Here is a 21,166-nt window from a genome sequence, read left to right as displayed (position 1 = left end):
CCATTTTTTGTAGGGGAAATATGATTCCTTTTAATAAACCGGCCATCGTAGGCAGCGAAATTAATTACATCCGCTTAATCCTCGAACAGCATGGGAAATTATGCGGCGATGGAACCTATAGCAAACAATGTCAGCAATGGCTTGAGCGGCCTGAAACAACACAAAAAGCACTGCTAACCCCTTCATGCACGGCTGCCCTGGAGATGGCGGCACTCTTAATTGACATCCAACCTGATGATGAAGTAATCATGCCTAGCTATACCTTCGTGAGTACAGCTAATGCTTTTGTTCTTCGAGGTGCTCGCATCGTCTTTGTTGATATTCGCAAAGACACCATGAATATGGACGAAAACAACATTGAAGCAGCAATTACGGCTAAAACAAAAGCCATTGTACCCGTTCACTATGCGGGTATCGCCTGCGAGATGGACAAAATTATGGCCATTGCAAAAGAACATAAGCTATTTGTAATTGAAGATGCAGCACAAGGTGTCATGGCTTCTTACAAAGGCAAGAGCCTTGGCTCAATTGGAGATTTTGGTTGTTACAGTTTTCATGAAACCAAAAATTATACCTCCGGTGGTGAAGGAGGGGCCTTGCTTATTAATGAGGAATCATTCGTTGAACGCGCGGAAATTATTCGGGAAAAAGGGACCAATCGCTCGCAATTTTTACAAGGTTTAGCGGATAAATACACTTGGCGTGATATTGGTTCAAGTTTTCTTCCCGGAGAACTGCAGGCAGCATACCTTTGGGCGCAATTGGAAGTTGCTGAGCAAATTAATGAAAAACGCAAGTGGCTATGGGCGCAGTACCATGAGGCATTTGAAGGGATGGAGCAGGCAGGTGTTGTCGAACGGCCCACGGTCCCCAAGGATTGTGAACACAATGGCCATATGTATTACTTAAAGTTATCTTCAGGCGAGGAGCGTTCACGCTTTATTGAGACGATGAAAGAACAAGGCATCCAAACCCCTTTTCACTACGTTCCATTGCATTCAAGTCCTGCAGGTCGTAAATTTGGTCGATTTTCAGGTGTGGATGTACACACTACTGTTGAAAGTGAACGATTGGTTCGTTTTCCCCTTTGGTATAATTTGTCGTCCTCAGAACTGGAGCGGATCATTAACATGAGTGTTGAAGCATTGAGGGCCTAACGTGCAGCAGCTTAAAGTGGCTGGCCTTACAGCCCTGTCACATCTTAGTAAACTCCTGGTCAATTTATTTATCATTAAACAAATTGCAGTCACACAGGGCCCCGAAGGACTTGGACTTTTGGGTAATTTCATGACGCTAGTGGTCATCGCCGGAACTTTAGCCGGGGGCGGCATTTCCTCGGGAATTATCAAATATATTTCCGAATTTACTGGTTCTTTAGACCGGCAAAGGAGTTTTGCCGGGAGTGCCTTTGTTTATACTGCAGCCTTCAGTTTATTCGTTCTACTTATAGGCTTGCTCTGCATTAGACCATTCAGTAAATATATCTTTTTAAGCTCGTCTTATTTCCCCTATCTCATTGCCTTCCTGGTTGCACAAATTTTTGTGGCATTTAATAATTTTGCCTATGGCTTAATGAATGGTCACAGGCGAAATAGTCTTTATGCCTTAGTTACAATCGTTGGCAATCTCATTGCCTGGTTTGTTGCTTCCTACTCCATTGATCATTTTGGCCAATGGGGAGCTATTATTGCCATTGTGGCGCCCGCTGTGTGCCCGTTTTTACCCGCCGCCATGGTTGCTGTCTCCCAGCCATCTTTGCACCGCTTGAAATTTCATTCCACTCGGAAAGACAGTGTATTGCTTTCACGATTCAGCTTGATGTTGTTGTTCAGTACCATTTGTTTTCCATTGGTTGAAATGCACGTCCGCAATGCCCTCATTTTTAACGTGAGTATCGATGCAGCAGGATATTGGCAAGCCATAACCAAACTGTCTTCAGCGTATTTAAGTTTTTATTCGTTGTTTCTTTCTTTTTATTTTGTTCCGATTATTTCAGCAGAAACAGACCGGGGTAAATTAGTCAAAGAAACAAAAAAGATGCTATTGTTTGTCGCTGCTCTTTTTATAGTCATGTTTACTGTGTTTCTCAGCTTGAAATCTTTTGTCATAGAGCTTGTCCTCTCTGACAAATTCATCGCCATTAGCCAATTGTTTGTTCTACAAATGATTGGCGATTTTTTCAGAGTATTGGGTTGGGTAATAGGATTTATTGTGGTTGCCAAAGCTTTGACTAAGCTGTTTATTTTAGGGGAAATCCTGCAAGGAGGGTTATTCGTTCTCCTCAGTTCCTTCGAGTTGCAACGTACAGGCGAATTACAAGCGGTCATTATCGCTTATGTTGAAACTTGTGTTTCATATTGCATCATTGCGTTGGCTGCATTTTATTATATCTTTCTGCGAAAGAAATTTAGATTAGCTCAATCGAGCTGAGGTTGAATCATTATGAGCAAAGACATTATTTCAACGCGCATTGCCCGGGTGTCCACCGTACCATTATTTATATTTACTTTACTTCGAACGCAAGTGGAAGCCATTCGGGACAGTGGTGCCGCAGTGACCATCATTACCAGTCCTGATGCAGGTTTGAAAGGGTTTAAACCCATTGAACGTTGTGAATTTAAAACCCTAGCCATCGCTCGTGAAATTAAGCCTTTCGCTGATTTGCATTCTCTCCTTAAACTGTTCAAATTGTTTCGCAAGCAACGGTTTACCATTGTCCATTCGAATACTCCCAAGGCAGGGCTGCTTTGTGCGATAGCCGGGAAAATGGCTGGTGTTCCCATTCGCTTGCACACCTTTACCGGACAGCCTTGGGCAACGATTGGGGGTTTGAAACGGTCGATGCTTAAATTTTTTGATAGACTCATTGCCACTTTAAATACCTATTGCTATGCCGACAGTGAAAGCCAGAAGGCGTTTTTAATTGAGAATAAAATCATCAAAGCCAATAAAATTTCGGTTTTGGGAAGTGGCTCTCTATCGGGTGTCGACATCACACGTTTCGATGAAGGGAGATTTTCACCCCAGCAAAAACAAGAAATTCGCGTTTCCCTAGGGATAAAAGAAGATGAAATGGTTTTGTTGTTTTTAGGGAGAATAACCAAAGAGAAGGGTGTATTTGAGCTGATTGACGCCTTTTCAAGATTGTTGGTTAGTCATTCCAAAATCACTCTGTTAATGGCAGGGCCTTTTGAACAAGGCATTGAGGCAGAAATCCGGGCATATGGGGAAAAGCAGTGCGGCAACAAAATCATTTTCTCCGGTTTTTGCGCCGAACCTGAACAACTCATTGCCATTTCTGATGTATTGTGTCTGCCCAGTTACCGTGAGGGCTTTGGTACCGTAGTCATTGAAGCCGCCGCGATGTCTGTTCCTGCGGTAGGCAGCAGAATTTATGGTTTGCAAGACGCGATTGTTCATGAAGAAACAGGCCTTTTGGTGGAGTCTAAAAACGTGGAAGATTTGGCAGTTGGCTTAAACCGATTGATTTCAGACGATTCCTTTCGACTCCGGTTGGGTCGGAATGCCAAGCTGCGTGCGGTTACTGAATTCGATTCACAGCAATTTGGTTTGCTTATGGTGCAGGAGTATGAAAAATTGCTTTCTAAAAATTCCTTCAAGAATTAATGAGGGGCGGCTTCATGCTTTGTGAATATAGCAAAAAAATGTTAATTACGATGGCTTCCATAAGCCGGTGTTAGAGGGTAATGTCCATGCATTCTTTAATCAGTGGGGTAGATACAAAGCGCTTCGGATTTAATGTAGCCAAGGTGCAGGAGTGGGGGGCATCGCCGCAGGAACTGATGATGCAGTTGAAAGATGCACAGGTAAAACTGATCATCTCCCGTTTGCCCAGCGAAAGAGTTGAAACCATCAATCAGCTCGAGGATTTAGGCTTTCAATTAAAAGACAGCCAGCTGACTTATAAATTTGATTTACACAGGCTGAACTTAAGCAATTTGGATTTGCCGAGCCATTTGCATGTGCGGGAAGCTTCCGAGGCCGACCTGCCGTCTATAGGTGTTTTGGCAAAGCTCGCGTTTAAGGATTACGGGCACTATGCCAACAACGCTCGACTTGATAAAAGCAAGGTTGATGAAATTTATGAAGATTGGGCCGTAAGCAGCTTCAGCAATAAAGATTATGCAGACAAATTTTTTATCATTTCCTCAGGAGAGGATGTGGCAGGGTTTTTGACGTTTAAACTGTGTGAGCAAAATGGGAAAAAATTTACCAAGGGTGGCATAGGTGCGGTTTCCGATCGATATCGCAATCAAGGAATTTTCAAACTCCTCAATAAACAAGGATTGTTGTGGGCAAAAGAATTAGGTCTTGATTGGGTTGAACACAATGCATTAACGACCAATTACTCAGTAGGTCGTGTATTCACTTCTCTTGGTTTTTATAATGCGGCATCCTATGTAACACTTCATTGTTGGTTAGATTAAGCATCCTACTGGCTGCTTAAGCATCCTACTGGCTGCTTAAGCAGCCAAGTTTCGTTTTTAGCTGTGAAGTAGTATCATCTTACAATTTGCTTTTTGAGTCTTTAAAATGTCAAAAGCTACGGTCGTTATTTCTTGTTTTAATCAAGAGGAATACATTGAAGAATGCCTTAACAGTGTCCTGGCACAAAAGACGGACTTTGATTTTGATATTCTCATTTCCGACGATTGTTCAACGGATGGTACTCAAGAGATCATTCAAAAGTATCAAGCCTCTCATCCGCAGCAAATCACTTGCATTTTGCGTGACCAAAATATTGGTGCCGGTAAAAATTACATCGAAGCACATAAAGCGGCTACAGGCGATATTATTTTTCATCTGGATGGTGATGACATCATGTTAGCTGGAAAAATGCAGAAACAGTTTGATGCGTTTCATGATGGTTCTGTGAATTTGGTGTTTCATAAGGCTTTATATTTTTCCGATGATAATCGTTATCAGGCTGAGACCGGCAATGCTGGTTCCCTATCTGAGTCTATTGTTTATTTTAATGCCAAAGATTTAGCTTTGTGGGGAACGGTAGCTGTACATAGCTCCTATGCTTATCGTAAATTGGCACGTAAGACAATGGATCCTGGACGGGATTTTATGGAATGGTTTTTTGCAATGGATTCCCTGTTGCCCTCTGGAAAAGGAGTCTACCTCAATGAATTGCTCGTAAAATATCGCTGTAATCCCAAGGGTAATGCTTATCTTGCCAGCAAGGCCGGGCGATTAAAAGCCTATAACATCTATTTCAATGATGTATTTCATTATTTCAAAACTGAACCAGCTTTGCGTCGCGAGTTGTATAGCAACTGCCTAGTCACTGCTTTGGCCATGCTTAAGGGACGCTGTGGTTTTGCAAAGGGGTTGCCACTGTTTTTATTGAGCAACTTGCATTATTTTCGACCTAATAAATTCAAGCGGACATTGCAGATGCGATCTTCGGTGGCACCGGCTAAGAAAATACGCTAACGGAAAAAAAGGTCATCCTTGACCCGTAAATACACAAATCATTAGATAGAAGGGGAACTTGAGCATTCGTCACAAGCATCGGCAACTGCTTTGACTAAGCTGGCTACTGGACGAGTGGCTAAAGCAAGGGTACTCAAAATAGGATTAATCAGGGCAGAGATTAGGGATGAAACAGCCTGCAGGAAGTGAGCACCGGCTTCCTTTAATTCTCCAGTGGTTCTTTCATCGAGCAATCTTGCAGATTGTTGTTGACCTTCACTCCACAAGCGAAAAGCATTGGCTAAAGAAGCCACAGAATTAAGAAGGCTGATGACTACATCCACCAAGTGGACGGGAGCAAGACCGACATCAATGATGGGGTTTAGCACATAAGCAAAAAAGTCGGAAAATTTCCTGTCTGTAGCTTGGATGGGTGTAACTAAATTGACAAGACGTTTGCTGGGTGAAAAGAAAGTGCCTTCTGAATTTCTAAGAATAGGTTTAACCACAGTAGCCATGTACAAACTCCTAAATGTAATGATAATTAGGTCACTTATTAAGCAGTTTGGTTTGTTTTATTCAAACTGAATCCCTAGTGTCTTATTGGGTAAAAAGTGACAGGCGATTATACAATAATGTGTATAAAGAGGGCAATAAAATGATTTGCTGTAAAAAAATATAACAACAAATCATTTTAATGAAAACGTTAAATGATTGTGGAAGGGGCGGATTGCTTTTTAGCACTTTCAACGCCAGGTTGATCAAATGCATTAATATTCCAAATCACACTTTGAGCATAAATTTTGTGCTCATACATCGCCACAAGCTGCCCCAGGGTAAAGGGAGAGCAGTCGGTCAATTCAATGTGATTTAAAGGTTGATTACCGGGGATATAACCATTCGGATCTAGGGGATTATCAACGCCATAGGCTAGAATTCGTTGTTTTGCATGAGACATTTCATTGATAATTTCAGAAGAGAATGATTTTAAACTGATAAAATCCAGAGCGACTTTATGAGTTCCCTGGCAAAGAAGCTGGTAATAACTATGCTGAGCCTGATTTCCTAGGCCACCCCAAACCAAAGGCCCGGTGGAATAGTTCAGTGCCCGTCCCGTTTGATCAATGGATTTGCCATTGCTCTCCATATCCAATTGCTGAACGTAGGAGACAAAATACTCTAATTGTTGTGCATAAACCAACATCAGCAAATTAGGTATATGTAAAAAGTTATTATTCCATATGCCTGCCAATGCCAGCATAACGGGTATATTTTGTTCAAAAGAGGCATTTTTGAAATGCTCATCCATATGGTGGGCACCTTCGAGCAGCTGACTGAAGGCCTCATAGCCAATGGCAATGGCGGCAATCAAGCTTACGGCGGAGCAGAGGGAAAAACGGCCGCCAACCCAATCCCAAATGGGTAACACCTGATTGAAACCAAATTCTTTTGCGCGCTGACCATGAGCGGTGACCGCAATAAAATGCTTGTCAATGTGCTGTGGATTGTCCAGCCATGCCAAAGCCTTTTTGGCATTATACAGTGTTTCTCTTGTGGTAAATGATTTGGATGAAACGATAAAAAGAGTGGTTTCGGGATTTAATTTTTTGGTCACATTGGCCAGTGCATAAGGATCGACATCAGAAACAAAATGATAATTCAGACGTTCATCGACTAAGTGAGCCAAGGCTTTAATCAGAAAGCGGGGACCCAAATCAGAACCGCCTATGCCGATATTAACTACATCCTGGATCGGTTTTCCAGAAAATCCCAGCCATTTTCCACTTCGGATTTTTTCTGAAATATCTTTCATGGCCTCACGTGCTGCCTGAACTTCAGGAATGATGTTATGCCCATTCACAAAAATACTTTCCTTGGCTGGGGCTCTCAGGGCGGTATGGAGCGCTGGTCTATTTTCACTGCGGTTCACAATTTCCCCGCTCATCAAAGCGTGAATTTTATTTCTTAACTGACACTCTTCGGCAAGAGCAAGAAGCAATTCGACACTGCTTGTGTTTAATCGTTGCTTGCTTAAATCCAGGTGGATATTCTGAGTGGAAATGTTTAAAGCTTGATTCCTGTGCGCTGAACTCTTCAGCTCATTGACCGTGGCCAAACGTATGGTTTGCACGTGTTTTTCTAATTCAATCCAGGAATTCAGTTCGGTTAATTGCTTCATGCGCATTATTCTTGAAAAATTTTTTCTAAAAATATCACTAATGCTTGTTATGAACAATTAAAAAATCCATCTTTATGGACTTCTTCTTTATGCTTTGTGGAAGTCAATCCCTTGTTTTGAGTATTTAAGAACAATTTGATAGAAAATCACATAAAAAAATAGCTTTTTTTATAAATTTTTGTATAATCTTCCGCTTCATTTTCGAGAAGGCTTGCCGAACGTAAATTAATCAAGCGAGTTGTTGCCTGAGCGAACACATAGTTTGCCTTTTTAGCAATCAGTCGTTTTGCTTTACTTTGTGCCGTTGATGACGGTACTAGATTGGATTTCTTAATATTTTGTTAAGAATCGTTGTGTAAACTTACAATCGAAAAGCCAAAAAATTGTTTATAATTTAATCATAATGTAGTCACCGAGAACACCATGGAAGATTCTATGGAATAGATGGTGGCTGCCATCTATAAGGGAGATTAGTCATGTTAATTTTGACTCGGCGTATTGGTGAAACTCTCATCATTGGCGATGATGTGAACATCACTGTTTTAGGTGTCAAGGGAAATCAAGTGCGATTGGGTATTAACGCGCCTAAAGATGTTTCTGTACACCGCGAAGAAATCTATTTAAGAATTCAGCAAGAAAAAGAGTCAACTGATACTGAAGAAGCTGTATAACCCAGTTTTTTATTGCAGTCAGCCAGTCCCGAGTCATGGCAAAAGGAGTTGCCAGCTCGGGACAAATTTTTTTGTAACCCTTAATGTTCAATCGTATTGACTGATGTGTCCCCTGAGGATAATTCGTGACACACACCGGCTTCGTCTTGTAAACAGAGTTGGCCAAATTGATTCACACCAAGAGCTTTGCCTTGCAATAAGCCATTCGGTTGTGAAACGGTGATTAACTTTCCCGCCAAATAATCTACGGTTTGCCAATCGCTTAAAAAGCTTGCAAAACCTGAATTTAAAAATTCCCGCATGTGCTGATGGAGCTGATAAATTAAGTTGGCAAGCAGATGGTTACGATCCTGGCGTTTACCGGTAATTTCATACAAGGAACACCAGGGTTTGTCGGGTATCGGCAACTTATCAGTTTCGGTGTTTACGTTTAATCCAATCCCAATAATGACTTGGGCGCAACCATTGCTTTCAGCAATGACTTCAATAAGAATGCCGCATAATTTCTTATGGCTCCAAATTAAATCATTAGGCCATTTTAACTGGATGGTCTCATCAATTCCGCTGTCTTTTAATGCAGCAAGCACTGCAAGGCCGACTAAGAGACTTAATCCGGATAGTTGGGATAGGCAACAATCTAATTGCCAGCGGCTTGAGAAATAAATGTTTTCAGCAAAAGGAGAAATCCATTGACGGCCAAAGCGGCCACGCCCCGCGGTTTGCATTTCTGCGCAACAAATACTTAATGTAGAATCACCAGTCAATTCTTTGAGGAATTGGTTGGTAGAACCAATAATTGGCTGAATATGAAACTGGAGGGGTGTCTCAAAATTGCGCAAATGCAAATGTTTGATTATGGTTCGTTCATCCAAAAAGCTGATTGGGGTGTTTAACTGGTAACCTTGCTGAGGAATGCGTTGGATGGGTAGCCCCCATTCCAGCAACTGTCGAACATGCTTCCATACGGCTGTGCGTGAAATAGACAATCGTTCACCAAGGGCATTGCCACTGTGGCATTCGCCGTCAGCGAGTTCTTTTAACAAGGTGAGCTGAGTTAAGGAAAGTTGCTTCATTAAGATACAAAAAGAAGAACAAACAAGTATTATACAACGACTCGGAAAATTGAGGCAGAGTAATCTCACATATTGATTGCTGACTCAGACATGGCTCCTCCCAAAAGCAGCATGCCAGGGGAGGAGTGGGTAGTTTGAGTTAAGCTCTTCTTGTGGCTAAAGCAAGAAAAATATAGGTCCATCCACTCACCAAGAGCTCAATGGCTATGAAAAGGCCAATAATCCACAAGCCGCTGACAGGCCATTGCATGAGAATCATAATACCCAATATAAAGGCAATAATTCCCGCAAATAACAACCATCCCCAGCCAGCTGCGCCTTTAAGCATGATGGCCATAAAAAAACGGCTGATGCCAATGATGATCAGCACTGAGGCCAGGAGGGCTGTGATAATGGCGGATGCAAAGAATGGATCATAGAGGACAAGCCCTCCAGCGATTAAATAAAGAATGGCGATGAAAGCATGCCAGGCAACCGCTTTCCACTGTTTGGATTTAAAGGCATCGATGATTTGGGAGAAACCACCGATTAACAGCAGGACTCCAAGAAAAAGCATGCTCGCTAAAGTGAGACTCACCAGCATTCCCAAGCCGATGCAGCCTAAAAACACAAATACAATCCCCAAGGCTAAAAGCCAACCCCAGTTGCGTCTGAGCTCTCGACGCTCCTCTAGCAAAATAGAAGCCATATAATGTCCTTATTAAGTTATCATCCCAATAAATCATAAACAAAAATTAGAGGGCATGCACCCTCTCATTAATTAATTATTTTTTTTTGAGATGAGGCTTGATGTTCTCTGTTTAATTGATGAATGCCTGGGATATTATGGAAATAACCTTTGTTTTTAAACCACCTTTCCCCATCCCAATGCATCCAATCACTAACTTCATGCCCTAAGCTTTTTATTCCTTGCACGCCTTTTGTCCGATGAGGCTCATGCTTTGTGATTTCCCAATAACGCAATTCGTAAAATGGATTGCTAGGAACTGCGTTTTTCGCTTTTTCAAAATACTCTTGATGATTGACTTCATTCAGTTGGAAATAATAGTCCATATCAGCGATTAGAAAATAAGCTTTGCCAAGTAAGGGTTTGGTTTTAGGGTTCTGAATGGGCTCAAGGATGGCTATCACTTTCTCCAGGGATCTGATTAAGTTGATAAAAGCTTCCTTATTGTTTTTCAAGTGTTGATTATTATCATAATATTCATTCTCGGGCATGACCTGATACATTTGATGATCGATTTGTCGCATCATTGCTTTTGCCAAAGCAGCCAACCTGACTTTGTCTTCCTCAGCATTCTTAGGTTTACATTGCGTCAGTAGATTGACGGCTTTCTGAACATCACTTAGATTGCACCTTTCGATGGAATTGGTTTTCATCTCCACATCAATGATTAATTCTGCATATTCACGTTTGTAGATATAGAATAATTCTTCTCTGTTTGTTTCTTTAAACAACATCTCGGTTTTAATGGGTTGGAGCTCATAGGCTTTTTTCATCAGTACTACTGCTTGAGCTAATGGGATTAAAGCTTCGGACAATCTTCCTTCCTTAATCTTCTTAAAGGCCTCTTCTCGCTTTAATTTAGCCTCAGATTGAAAATGATCCGCCGCTACAGCCAAATCCTGGGGGTGAAATCCTTGTCCCTTTGTATCACTAAAAAGGTTATAAGCATCAGGGTAAAGTTTGTCTTCCACTAATAATTGCATGGCTTGTGAAGGAAAATGGCTGCTGAAATCAGGGTAAAATTGCTGCGCGAAGCGGCTGATTTTCAAATCCCTTGGCCATTTTTTCAGGTAATGCTCAAACAGTTTGTTTGAGAGCGGGCTCGTTTTTTTGATGAAGGACTTAATCTGTTCCTCACTAAATTCTTTTAGTAAGATTTGCAATGCCCCATCCACGTCCCTATCCAATTCAAGCAGATCAAAAGCTGCTTGAAATTCTTTCTTTTTTAAATGATGGTTTACGAAAAATTTAATTTCTTCCCCTCTGATTTTAGGGGCTAGCTCCAAGGCTTGAGTAATTAAGCTTATGGGGTCGGGAGACTTAAACAACAATGAATTGATTGAGCTGGTGATTTTACCCACCATGGAATCCTGGCCATTTTTTGCCCTTTCAATTTTTTTCTTGGCGAGAGCCAGTGCAAATTTACTGTCCCTAAAGTATGTGAAGGTTGCGGGATCAACATCAACTAATGCGGCCGCGGCCTCCATAATCACAAGATTATTTTGCGGATCAAGACTTGGTGCCACATGATGGAGATTTAAGGATATCCAGGATCGGCCGAAGGCATGATTTAAGGGAATGTGTTCACCATGGTTGGCAATCACAATGGACTGTACGTGATGGTAATAATAATCCACCAATTGTTGTTGGATTAATTGCGTGGTTTGATCGGTGGCTTCGGTAGAAAGATTTTTTAGAAGCTCTTTATCCAGATCTTGTTGTCGCAGAAATTGCAGATGCTCATTCGGGAAACCTCTTAGGTAACCATAATAAGCGTACTTATAAATGCTGAGGCAGACGTTATGCGAGCGACAGTGATTATAAAAACCAAGCCAACCTTTAAAATGCTCCCAAGCGTAGCGAATTAAACCCGCAGGGCGCAACTCCTGCCCATTCGTATACAAGTATTTAGCTTGACTAAGTCGCTGCCATTCTTCGATATACTCTTTTCTGCTGTCTGCATAAAAATAAATGTCTGGCCGATGACTGTAAGTAGAAACTGAATCTTCAGGTATTTGGTTGAATAAAGCAGTATTGATTCGTGGCATAAAATAACCCGGGTTTTTATAAACAGCAAACTGTTTAATATGGAGATCGATTGCTCTAAAAGAGAGCTGATTGTATCACGAAAAAAGAAAAAATCATCGACCAGGGCTAAATTTCTTCAGCCTTGAAAAAATCCAGAGGATTGACTTTAAGGTAGCGAATTACTTCAATCTGAGGCTGAAAACATAGGGCTGCACAGCAGCTTATTTGTGGCATAAAGCAACGCATTTGCCAAACCGTTTCATGGAGACTATCAACTATTTCCTCCTGCGCGGCTGGTAAAATTGGCACGTTAAATCGTTGCGTTGGATAGCTTAAACCAAGGCCGCAGGCTTTAATGAGAGCTTCTTTTTGCGACCAAATACTGAAGAAAGACAGGGGCTTCAATTGAATTGGTACTTTGGCTAATGCTGCACACTCTTGTGGCGAAAACGAATGCTTGGCAATCCCTTCATAGGGTCTTGCCGAAAAAAATTCCAAATCAATTCCGAGAGGGGTATGCTGGCCTACGGCTAGTAAAGCCAATTCGCCTGAATGGCTTAAATTAAATTCAATTGCCTCCTTGCTCTTGATTTCGGGTTTGCCATGACTATTGTAGTCAAACTGCAAATGTTCCGGCGGGCAATTTAAATACTTTCCCAAGATGATTCGCATCATCGCACGAGCCACCCTATAGCGCCGGCGGTGGTGTTCAAAACGGAAGCGGTTTCCTTTGGCTTGCTCATCCTCGTTAAGAAGCAAAAGGGCGGGTTGCGCAAATTGGGTCAGGGGAAATTCCCAAACATCAATACGTGAAGGGCTAAGACAACAGTCTCTGACAGACATGGCTTTAAATAGAGGCATAAGCAATCCAAAAACCTATTGCAATCATTCAAGCAAGGGCGAACGCTATTATTATAGCTAGAACAAGTGGCGTGAAATTGCAGTTGCGGTTATCATATCGCATGAGTGTAAATTCGCCAAATGAGTAGCAAATGAGTCGACAGTTTTTGGATTTTGAACAACCCATTGAAGAGCTGAATCAAAAAATTCAAGCTTTGCGAATGGTGGGCAATGATAATGAAGTCAATCTTAGCGAAGAAATTTCTCGCCTTGAGTCCAAGTGCGAAGAGCTGACCGCTAATATTTTTTCCAATTTGGAGCCATGGCAGGTAGCTCAACTGGCTCGCCATCCCTTGCGCCCTCAAACTACCGATTATCTAGAGCACATATTTACCGATTTTCAGGAATTGCATGGTGACAGGCATTATTCCTCGGCTCCAGCAATCATTGGTGGCCTTGCACGGCTCAATGGAGAGCCAGTGGTAGTATTGGGTCATCAAAAAGGGAAAAAGACTAAGGAAAAAGTCTATCGTAATTTTGGTATGGCCAGACCCGAAGAATACCGCAAAGCGCTGCGGCTGATGAAATTAGCTGAAAAATTCAAATTACCCATTTTTACTTTTATTGATACGGCCGGCGCTTATCCTGGAATCGGTGCTGAGGAAAGGAATCAATCCGAGGCGATTGCCAGAAATCTCCTGGAAATGGCCAAATTAAAAACAATGGTTATTTGCACCGTTACCGGCGAGGCTGGTTCCGGTGGTGCGCTTGCCATAGGGGTTGGCGATCGTGTTTTGATGTTGCAATACGGTATTTATTCCGTCATTTCTCCTGAGGGATGTGCTTCAATTCTTTGGAAAGATCCCTCCAAGGCCAGCGAAGCAGCACGAGCCATGGGAATTACCGCAGATAGAATCATTGAATCAGGTTTGGTTGATGATGTGATTCCTGAACCCCTTGGTGGAGCTCATCGTAATGTGGCTGAAATGGCGAAACGGCTTAAAGACATTCTGGTTGAGGAATTAAGAACGCTAAAAACCTTTCCCATGTCTGATTTATTAGAGCAACGATATAAAAAATTTATGGCAATGGGAGCTTGTGATTGAGTCTTTGATTGATAATCAATGCCGGCAGTCTCTCCTGGCTTGTGAGCGCATCTACGTCGGTTACAGTGGGGGATTGGATTCGACAGTTTTACTTCATGCTTTGTCACAAGACCCCAATTTTTTGCCGAAAATAACTGCTGTACACATCAATCATGGACTGAGTCCAAATGCGCAGGGGTGGGAGAAACATTGCCAAGCTTTTTGTAAAAAGCTAAATTTGCCTCTGATTATCAGGGCTATTAACCTTCATAAACAAGGAAATGTGGAGGAAATTGCTCGAAAAGCCCGTTATGAAGTTTTTAGGGATCTTGTGCAAGAGAATGATTGTCTTCTTCTGGCGCATCACTTAAATGATCAGGCTGAAACCCTGCTGCTTCATCTTTTTAGGGGTGCCGGGATTGATGGTTTGGCTGCCATGCCATTTTGTAAATCGTTTGCCAAGGGGAAATTAATTCGGCCACTCCTGTTTCATTCAAGAGCTACTCTAAACAATTACGCTGGCGAAATGCAGCTGGATTGGGTAGAAGATGAAAGTAATGAGAATTCTGATTTTTCAAGAAACTTTATTCGCCATCAGATTATTCCGGAGCTTAGAAGTCGTTGGCCTAAAGTGATTAACAATTTAACCCGCACCTCAGAACATTGCCAACAAGCGCAAAGTAATCTGGATGATTTGGCTAAAATGGATTGTCCTTCTCTCAATGACATTTCAACTGTGCTCGAATTGAACCAGCTAAAAAAACTCAACAGGGCGCGCTTGACCAACGTTCTAAGGTTATGGTTAAAGAAAAATGAAGTCAGATTGCCATCAACAGCTACCTTTACTCGTTTGATTACCGAATTGATTGAAGCCGCTTCGGATGCAAACCCACAAGTGTCTTGGCCGGATATCTCGGTTAGGCGATATCAGAATGCTTTATATCTTATTAAGAAAGCTAATCCCCCGCTTCCTTTAATTACACCATGGCCGACTTTCCCTGAGCCATTGAATTTGCCTGGCTTAGGAGAATTGAAAGTCAAAGCGGCCAAAAAAGGTTTGGCCATTCCCGCGGGGAGCAAAATTGAAATTCGCTTTCGTCAGGGAGGAGAGACTTTAACCTGGCGAAAGCAAACCAAAGAGTTGAAAAAACTGTTTCAACAATGGCAAGTTCCTACCTGGCTTCGTAACCGTATTCCTCTCCTGTACATTAATGAGCAGCTCGCTTGTGTGGTCGGTTATGCCATTAGTGACTCATTTTTCAAAGATTCCCAAGAATCCTTCGAAATTGCTTTGCTCTAAAAACCTCAACCCGTTGTACCCCAACTCTATTATTAACTTTTAGTTAATTAATGTTAACAAAAAAACGTATTTATTAATTTTTTATCATGAATATAATTTTCTTATTTGTTGAGAGAAACATCATGATTTCTAAATTTAGAGTAGCCTGGTTGCTTAATTATATTTCCATAGCTTCTTTTTCTGCGACCATCATTACTCCGGCACTGCCTTTGATGCAAGTACAATACAAACTCAGTAATGCTCAGGTTGAATGGCTCATATCAATCTTTCTGCTGGGTTATGTATTTGGTCAATTAATTTATGCACCCCTGGCAAATCGCTGGGGAAGATTGCTGGCCTTGAGATTAGGCCTGGTTATTAACCTGGTTGGAGTTCTCTTAGCTTTACTCGGTATTTTTGAAAACAGTTTTATCACCATACTTTGGGGGCGCTTCATTACTGCCTTAGGTGCCGCAGGCGGTTTGGCATGCACCTATATGCTAATTAATGAATGGTTACCTGAAAAGCAACGCACGGTGGCCATTGCTTACAGCATTTTAGCCTTTACTATTGGCATAGGTGCCGCAGTAACGATAGGTGGCTTGGTGAGTGACAATTGGTCCTGGAAATGTTGCTTTGTACTCTTGCTCATTCACGGCGTCATCATGTTGGCGGGAACAAAGCTGTTTAGCGAAACACTTGTAGAACCCCAAGGCATTCATGTATCGGTTATTTTGAATAACTACAGAAAAGCTTTAGCTTCTAGACAACTTATCGTTTTTTCGCTATTGCTGGGTTTCTGCTCGGCCATGGGATATTGTTTTTCAGCAAGTGGCCCTCAAATTGCTCATCATATTTTAGGAATTTCTGCATCCACCTATGGGTATTGGAATTTACTGAATATGATTGCTATGTTCATGGGTGGTCTTTGGTCCAGACGTTTGCTTCAGCAGTTTTCAGTTATGCCCATCATAGGTCTGGGATTATTCGGAAGTGCTGCAGGGATAGTCAGTTTGCTGTTGATGCTGAGCAATCACTCGTCTTCGCCATTGTGGTTTTTTGCGAGCACCATGAATTTCTATCTGTTTGGAGGACTACTGTTCGCAGGCGGCTCTATGGTTGCCTCAACGGCCATTGCCGATAAAGCCAGTGCTTCCTCAATGATGAGTTTCCTAAACATGTTGAGTGCAACCATCGCTGTGATTAGCTTAGGCTATATGAGTGTTAATCCTCTGTTGGCATTTATTGAGACTTTAGCAACCATGTGGGTTTTAGTGACGGTATTGCTGATTTTAGAGTGCACAAGAAAGCAAGGTGCTCGACCCATTCCAGTAACTGAAATGTAAGCTAAATGTCGGTTAGATAACGCTTGCAGGATTAGCATAAAGCATACTAGGGGGTAAGTCTCGCTGTTATACCCCCGTTTTTAGTTTTAAGCTTTCTCATGGCTTTAAGCCCACAGAAGAAAGCTGGTGGTGGCAGATTTAAATCAATACTACCAGTCGAAATGATAATCTGTTTTCCGGCTACTCCAGCCATCGGCTATTTTAATATCGAGTTGTTTTGCAGAATGCAAATCGAACTCGATGATGGGACCCCAGTAGGGGTTGTAAAAATTAAAGGTTTTGATGTCAGTGCCTTGGTCCAACTTAATACTGCAATACAACTGACGTGGATCGGGTGAACCAAGGCCGTCTCCAAAGCCTAAATCCAACTGCGTTGAGCCTTCAGCGTTTGCTTGTGCATCGACGGAATAACAGCTGTTGCATTCAATTTTTACTGTTTGTTCAAGGTGATTATTCAATTTTAAACAGCTGCCATGAATGTATAAACAAGGTTGGGCTGAGAAGGCGGAACCTGCGAACAGGGCGGTAAGTGAAAGAATATAATGGAACCTGGACATGAAGAAAGTCCTTGTAAAAAAAGAATACAAACTTCTATCATTTTTGCAATTTGCTTGTCAATTACGAAACGTTAAATCGAGCAGTTTATTGGGTTTGCAACACAGAAATGTTCATAGAGGATCAAAGGAGTAAGTCAGAGTGATCTCGCTAAATAAACTATGAAACCACTCTGCAAAAAACTCAATTTAGGGCATGTTTTTAGCATTCGGGATGGTTGACCGCCAGGCCTCCCATGGAGGTTTCCTTGTAAATGCTTTGCATGTCTTGACCTGTGTCCTTCATGGTTCGAATGACTTTATCAAGAGAAATTTGATGTTGCCCATCACCGATTAAAGCCATACGAGAAGCATTGACTGCTTTTACTGCCCCCATGGCGTTACGTTCAATGCAAGGAATTTGCACCAAACCCAGAACAGGGTCACAGGTCATGCCTAAATGATGTTCCATTGCAATCTCAGCGGCATTTTCAATTTGCTCAATGCTACCGCCTAAAACGGCTGTCAGACCCCCAGCCGCCATGGATGAAGCCACTCCAACTTCGCCTTGGCAGCCGACTTCGGCACCTGAAATAGAAGCCCCTTCTTTATATAGGATACCGATTGCCGCTGCGGTTAAGAAATAGGTGTAAATGTCTTCTTTATTCCAGCGGTCATGAGCCTCCTGAGAATATCTCAATACAGCCGGGATGATTCCTGCGGCACCATTCGTAGGCGCGGTTACAATTCGGCCTCCTGCAGCATTTTCCTCATTCACAGCCATGGCAAACAAATTGAGTTTGTTCATGATGTCGGATTGTTCAAAGACACTTGGGATTCCCTTGTGTTCAATTAGTTTTTTGTACAAATCAGGGGCTCGTCGTTTCAAATTTAAGCCACCGGGAAGATTTCCAGGATGTTTGCAGCCATTTTCTATGCAATCGTCCATTACTTTTGCAATGGAAAGAATGCCTTGTTTGATCTCTTCATCACTTCGCCAGGTTCGTTCATTGGCCCACATCAGTTCTGCAATGGTCATTTTGTTGTCATTGCACAGTTTCAACAATTGCTTGGCGGTAGTAAAGGGGAAGGGGGGCGGGGCATTGTGCAGAGCAGGTTTATCAAACTCTTCTTCAGTGCAAATGAATCCTCCGCCAATGGAATAATAGACCTGAGACAAAAGAAGCTGGTTGTCGCTATTAAAGGCGCTAAGTCGCATGCCGTTGCTGTGCTTTGGGAGCAGTTCTTTTTGCAAAAAGAGAAAATCGCTCCTTTCATCGAAATGAATATTCTTCTCACCAGCCAAAATAAGTACTTTAGAAGCAATAATTTCTTGCATGCGGGGCACCATAGTTTCTGGAACCACGGTTTCAGGTGCTTGACCTTCCAAACCATTTAAAATGGCTTTGTCAGTTCCGTGCCCTTTACCAGTCAAAGCCAAAGAGCCATAGAGTTCAATTTTAACGCGTTCTGTCCCGTCGAATTGGTTTTCCAGCTTGAGCAATTCTAAAAATGCATTCGCCGCCAGCATAGGGCCGACGGTATGTGAGCTTGAGGGACCAATCCCAATGGAAAACAAATCAAATAAGCTAATACTCATTCTAAGAACTCAGTGGTTTAAATAGTGTCAAGTTTAGAAGGAATTTTACAAGCAAACAATATAAATGTAATGCTGCTATTAAAAGATTAGTCGAAAATATGAATTTAACGAGGGCTCGACTAGTAATTTCAATTAAATTTAGGCAGAATGTCTGAGCATTTTTGCAAGTTCTATTCTGATCGAAGACAAAAGGGGAATTGTTTATGAAGATGAGACTGGTCGCTGCAGCTGTAATGGGCTTAGCAATGACATCCGCAATTGCTGCGAATGACGCAACAAATACAGCAACTTCTGCTACGCCTGCTTCCAACACTGCAACATCTGCTACATCATTAAATAGCGACATGGATAAGCTGTCCTACAGTATCGGCGCCGATTTAGGCAAGAATTTTAAAAAACAAGGTATTGATATCAATCCTGCTGCTATGGCAAAAGGGTTACAAGACGGGATGAGCGGTGTTCAACTGCAACTGACCGAACAACAGATGAAAGATGTACTCAATAAATTCCAAAAAGATTTAATGGCAAAACGCAATGCTGAATTCAGCAAAAAAGCTGATGAAAATAAATCAAAAGGTGAAGCATTCTTAAACGCAAACAAAAGTAAAGAGGGTGTTGTCAGCTTACCAAGTGGGTTGCAGTACAAAATCTTAGAAAAAGGAAATGGCGTTAAGCCTTCTAAGGATGACACCGTTACGGTTGAATACACAGGCAAGTTGATCGATGGCCAGGTGTTTGATAGCACTGAAAGAACAGGTAAGCCTGCAACGTTCAAAGTTTCACAAGTGATTCCTGGTTGGACTGAAGCTCTGCAATTAATGCCTGCTGGTTCTACATGGGAAGTGTATGTCCCCGCTGATTTAGCCTACGGCCCACGCAGCGTAGGTGGCCCAATTGGTCCTAATGAAACCTTAATTTTCAAAATCCATTTGATTTCCGTTAAAAAATCAGATGCCTAATCTGCAATTGCAGCACCTCTGAGTACTCAGGGGTGCTCTTTTAAATTCTTAGTATTGTTTTCAGCGCCGTCCTGCATTCTAAAACCTTGATGAATTTTCTTGCTCCTGAGCAATATTAACAATTTAAGTCTGTGCGAGTCTTCCATGAATAAACGCCTGTTCATCATTTTCTTGCTGGGATTTTCTTCTGGTCTCCCTTTAGCCCTTCTGAGTGGAACCTTGCAGGCTTGGTATGCGGATGCAGGTATGTCAGTTCTAGCCACAGGCATGTTAAGTTTAGTGAGCCTCCCCTATGCCTATCGCATAGCCTGGGGGCCATTGCTGGACCGTTATAGTCTTTTCTCCCTGGGTAAGCGCCGCAGCTGGATGCTAGTCATGCAAGTGGCTTTATTCTTGGGTTTTAATGCCCTAGCCTGGTTTAATCCGCACACTTCTTCAGAATTGATGGCAATATTAGCTTTTATCCTTGCCTGTTTTTCAGCCACTCAAGATGTGGCCATCGATGCTCATCGTGTGGAGTATTTGCCGACTTCTGAACATGCTTTGGGAGCGTCAATGGCTGTATTTGGCTATCGTCTTGCATTGCTGTTGGCAGGGGGGTTGGCTTTGGTTTTGGCTCAGCATTGCGGTTGGGCTTTCACCTATCGATTGATGGGATTTCTTATGCTCCCTGGTGTTATAGCAACTTTGTGGAGCAAAGAGCCCTCTGAGGAACTCATTGAACAGGTTAGTTTTTTAAAATCATTTATTGCCCCGGTAAAGGATTTATTCAGTCGCCGCGGAATTGTGTTTTTACTGTGCTTTATTTTCTTTTTCAAATTGGGTGAGGCGTTTACCACAACTACCAGTGGAATCGTTATGCCTTTTCTAATTCAAGGCCTAGGGTTTTCCTTGGACACGATAGGTTACGTCAATAAAATTATCGGCATCAGTTCAACACTTTTGGGTGGGTTGGTAGCGGGTTTGGTTTTATTAAGGTATTCGCTATTCAGTTCTCTGTTGGCATTCGGTTTGATTCAGGCGATAAGTAATGTCTTATTCATTGCCCTTGCAGTACTGGGTAAAAACCTAACGCTATTTGCGTTGGCCGCTGTTTGCGATAATTTTGCTGCAGGAATGGGGACTACGGCCTTGGTGGCTCTTTTTATGCGGCTTGTGAATAAGTCATTTACAGGAACCCAATTTTCATTGTTGGTTGCCATTTCAAGTTTACCACGTATATTTTCCGGACCTTTTGCAGCGATGATGCAGATGCAATTGGGATGGGTAGGCTTGTATCAATTATCTTTCATACTGGCTCTTGGTTTTATTCCGTTTTTGCTGCTGATCAAAGAACAAATTAAAACGGCCGATGAGACCATTTTCGCTGATGCAGAGGATGTCAGCGTTGTTCAATAAAGATGG

The 21,166-nt window shown here is 42.2% G+C and carries 19 protein-coding genes; 11 read left to right on the top strand and 8 right to left on the bottom strand.

Translation table 11 applies throughout. The features are described from left to right. Positions 1–20 precede the first annotated feature (20 nt). From rffA to EL203_RS09305, 5 genes are all read left to right on the top strand, one after another. Entirely contained in the window at positions 21–1,157 is a 1,137-nt protein-coding gene (gene rffA, locus EL203_RS09325; RefSeq protein ID WP_058469762.1) for a dTDP-4-amino-4,6-dideoxygalactose transaminase, read from the top strand. A 1-nt stretch (position 1,158) separates the two neighbouring features. Continuing rightward, on the top strand, positions 1,159–2,430 hold the full coding sequence (locus tag EL203_RS09320; protein WP_058469761.1) for an O-antigen translocase: 1,272 nt from the start codon (positions 1,159–1,161) through the stop codon (positions 2,428–2,430). 12 nt (positions 2,431–2,442) lie between these two features. Then, complete coding sequence (locus EL203_RS09315) at positions 2,443–3,627, top strand: glycosyltransferase (protein WP_058469760.1); 1,185 nt, start codon at positions 2,443–2,445, stop codon at positions 3,625–3,627. Between the two features lie 86 nt (positions 3,628–3,713). Continuing rightward, positions 3,714–4,448, top strand: coding sequence for a GNAT family N-acetyltransferase (locus EL203_RS09310; RefSeq protein WP_058469759.1), 735 nt, complete (start codon positions 3,714–3,716; stop codon positions 4,446–4,448). Between the two features lie 106 nt (positions 4,449–4,554). After that, positions 4,555–5,463, top strand: a complete 909-nt coding sequence (locus tag EL203_RS09305; protein ID WP_058469758.1) for a glycosyltransferase family 2 protein — start codon at positions 4,555–4,557, stop codon at positions 5,461–5,463. A gap of 41 nt (positions 5,464–5,504) precedes the next feature. Here EL203_RS09305 and EL203_RS09300 read toward each other — a convergent pair whose 3' ends face one another. Together EL203_RS09300 and pgi are read right to left on the bottom strand one after the other, a co-directional pair. Beyond that, positions 5,505–5,960, bottom strand: coding sequence for a hypothetical protein (locus tag EL203_RS09300; protein WP_058469757.1), 456 nt, complete (start codon positions 5,958–5,960; stop codon positions 5,505–5,507). Between the two features lie 188 nt (positions 5,961–6,148). Continuing rightward, positions 6,149–7,621 (bottom strand): glucose-6-phosphate isomerase, encoded by a 1,473-nt coding sequence (gene pgi, locus EL203_RS09295; RefSeq protein ID WP_058469871.1) that lies wholly within the window; start codon positions 7,619–7,621, stop codon positions 6,149–6,151. A 476-nt stretch (positions 7,622–8,097) separates the two neighbouring features. On the opposite strand from pgi, the gene csrA reads away from it, so the two are divergent. Continuing rightward, a complete protein-coding gene (gene csrA, locus EL203_RS09290) occupies positions 8,098–8,292 on the top strand; it encodes a carbon storage regulator CsrA (RefSeq protein WP_058469756.1) in 195 nt (64 codons plus the stop codon). A gap of 80 nt (positions 8,293–8,372) precedes the next feature. On the opposite strand, the gene birA is transcribed toward csrA, so the two are convergent. From birA to EL203_RS09270, 4 genes are all read right to left on the bottom strand, one after another. Further along, positions 8,373–9,365 (bottom strand): bifunctional biotin--[acetyl-CoA-carboxylase] ligase/biotin operon repressor BirA, encoded by a 993-nt coding sequence (birA, locus tag EL203_RS09285; RefSeq protein ID WP_058469755.1) that lies wholly within the window; start codon positions 9,363–9,365, stop codon positions 8,373–8,375. 139 nt (positions 9,366–9,504) lie between these two features. Further along, the gene (locus EL203_RS09280; RefSeq protein WP_058469754.1) at positions 9,505–10,053 is read right to left on the bottom strand and encodes an HdeD family acid-resistance protein; all 549 of its coding nucleotides are present in this window, start codon (positions 10,051–10,053) and stop codon (positions 9,505–9,507) included. A gap of 68 nt (positions 10,054–10,121) precedes the next feature. Continuing rightward, positions 10,122–12,140 (bottom strand): hypothetical protein, encoded by a 2,019-nt coding sequence (locus tag EL203_RS09275; protein WP_058469753.1) that lies wholly within the window; start codon positions 12,138–12,140, stop codon positions 10,122–10,124. Positions 12,141–12,246: 106 nt separating this feature from the next. Further along, a complete protein-coding gene (locus EL203_RS09270) occupies positions 12,247–12,981 on the bottom strand; it encodes a 4'-phosphopantetheinyl transferase family protein (protein ID WP_232003926.1) in 735 nt (244 codons plus the stop codon). A gap of 131 nt (positions 12,982–13,112) precedes the next feature. Between EL203_RS09270 and EL203_RS09265 the strand changes: the two genes are divergently transcribed. The 3 genes from EL203_RS09265 to EL203_RS09255 all read left to right on the top strand — a co-directional run bounded on the left by EL203_RS09265 (position 13,113) and on the right by EL203_RS09255 (position 16,670). Next, complete coding sequence (locus EL203_RS09265) at positions 13,113–14,066, top strand: acetyl-CoA carboxylase carboxyltransferase subunit alpha (protein WP_058469751.1); 954 nt, start codon at positions 13,113–13,115, stop codon at positions 14,064–14,066. Further along, entirely contained in the window at positions 14,059–15,345 is a 1,287-nt protein-coding gene (tilS, locus tag EL203_RS09260; protein WP_064108342.1) for a tRNA lysidine(34) synthetase TilS, read from the top strand. The genes EL203_RS09265 and tilS overlap by 8 nt, the downstream gene beginning before the upstream one ends. Positions 15,346–15,467: 122 nt before the next feature. Further along, positions 15,468–16,670, top strand: a complete 1,203-nt coding sequence (locus EL203_RS09255) for an MFS transporter (protein ID WP_058469749.1) — start codon at positions 15,468–15,470, stop codon at positions 16,668–16,670. Positions 16,671–16,819: 149 nt separating this feature from the next. Here the strand turns inward: EL203_RS09255 and EL203_RS09250 are convergent, their stop codons facing one another. Next, a complete protein-coding gene (locus EL203_RS09250; RefSeq protein ID WP_058469748.1) occupies positions 16,820–17,227 on the bottom strand; it encodes a hypothetical protein in 408 nt (135 codons plus the stop codon). A gap of 199 nt (positions 17,228–17,426) precedes the next feature. Then, the gene (locus EL203_RS09245) at positions 17,427–18,803 is read right to left on the bottom strand and encodes an L-serine ammonia-lyase (RefSeq protein WP_058469747.1); all 1,377 of its coding nucleotides are present in this window, start codon (positions 18,801–18,803) and stop codon (positions 17,427–17,429) included. Between the two features lie 203 nt (positions 18,804–19,006). Here EL203_RS09245 and EL203_RS09240 point away from each other — a divergent pair, with 203 nt between their 5' ends. Together EL203_RS09240 and EL203_RS09235 are read left to right on the top strand one after the other, a co-directional pair. Beyond that, a complete protein-coding gene (locus tag EL203_RS09240; RefSeq protein ID WP_058469746.1) occupies positions 19,007–19,762 on the top strand; it encodes an FKBP-type peptidyl-prolyl cis-trans isomerase N-terminal domain-containing protein in 756 nt (251 codons plus the stop codon). A 144-nt stretch (positions 19,763–19,906) separates the two neighbouring features. Continuing rightward, positions 19,907–21,160 carry an AmpG family muropeptide MFS transporter gene (locus EL203_RS09235; protein ID WP_058469745.1) on the top strand — a complete coding sequence of 418 codons (1,254 nt, stop codon included), beginning with the start codon at positions 19,907–19,909 and terminating at the stop codon, positions 21,158–21,160. The last annotated feature ends 6 nt before the right edge of the window (positions 21,161–21,166 follow it).

Source organism: Legionella jordanis (assembly GCF_900637635.1).
In the GTDB taxonomy this organism is placed as follows: Bacteria; Pseudomonadota; Gammaproteobacteria; order Legionellales; family Legionellaceae; genus Tatlockia; species Tatlockia jordanis.
The sequence above is the reverse complement of the archived record's forward strand: the minus strand, read 5'-3'. Positions and strand labels throughout refer to the sequence as shown.

Bases quoted from the DNA above. Each gene is read 5' to 3' on its own strand.
- rffA (WP_058469762.1), top strand. From the start codon at position 21: ATGATTCCTTTTAATAAACCGGCCATCGTAGGCAGCGAAATTAATTAC.
- EL203_RS09315 (WP_058469760.1), top strand. From the start codon at position 2,443: ATGAGCAAAGACATTATTTCAACGCGCATTGCCCGGGTGTCCACCGTA.
- EL203_RS09310 (WP_058469759.1), top strand. From the start codon at position 3,714: ATGCATTCTTTAATCAGTGGGGTAGATACAAAGCGCTTCGGATTTAAT.
- EL203_RS09305 (WP_058469758.1), top strand. From the start codon at position 4,555: ATGTCAAAAGCTACGGTCGTTATTTCTTGTTTTAATCAAGAGGAATAC.
- EL203_RS09300 (WP_058469757.1), bottom strand. From the start codon at position 5,960: ATGGCTACTGTGGTTAAACCTATTCTTAGAAATTCAGAAGGCACTTTC.
- pgi (WP_058469871.1), bottom strand. From the start codon at position 7,621: ATGAAGCAATTAACCGAACTGAATTCCTGGATTGAATTAGAAAAACAC.
- csrA (WP_058469756.1), top strand. From the start codon at position 8,098: ATGTTAATTTTGACTCGGCGTATTGGTGAAACTCTCATCATTGGCGAT.
- birA (WP_058469755.1), bottom strand. From the start codon at position 9,365: ATGAAGCAACTTTCCTTAACTCAGCTCACCTTGTTAAAAGAACTCGCT.
- EL203_RS09280 (WP_058469754.1), bottom strand. From the start codon at position 10,053: ATGGCTTCTATTTTGCTAGAGGAGCGTCGAGAGCTCAGACGCAACTGG.
- EL203_RS09275 (WP_058469753.1), bottom strand. From the start codon at position 12,140: ATGCCACGAATCAATACTGCTTTATTCAACCAAATACCTGAAGATTCA.
- EL203_RS09270 (WP_232003926.1), bottom strand. From the start codon at position 12,981: ATGCCTCTATTTAAAGCCATGTCTGTCAGAGACTGTTGTCTTAGCCCT.
- EL203_RS09265 (WP_058469751.1), top strand. From the start codon at position 13,113: ATGAGTCGACAGTTTTTGGATTTTGAACAACCCATTGAAGAGCTGAAT.
- EL203_RS09255 (WP_058469749.1), top strand. From the start codon at position 15,468: ATGATTTCTAAATTTAGAGTAGCCTGGTTGCTTAATTATATTTCCATA.
- EL203_RS09250 (WP_058469748.1), bottom strand. From the start codon at position 17,227: ATGTCCAGGTTCCATTATATTCTTTCACTTACCGCCCTGTTCGCAGGT.
- EL203_RS09245 (WP_058469747.1), bottom strand. From the start codon at position 18,803: ATGAGTATTAGCTTATTTGATTTGTTTTCCATTGGGATTGGTCCCTCA.
- EL203_RS09240 (WP_058469746.1), top strand. From the start codon at position 19,007: ATGAAGATGAGACTGGTCGCTGCAGCTGTAATGGGCTTAGCAATGACA.
- EL203_RS09235 (WP_058469745.1), top strand. From the start codon at position 19,907: ATGAATAAACGCCTGTTCATCATTTTCTTGCTGGGATTTTCTTCTGGT.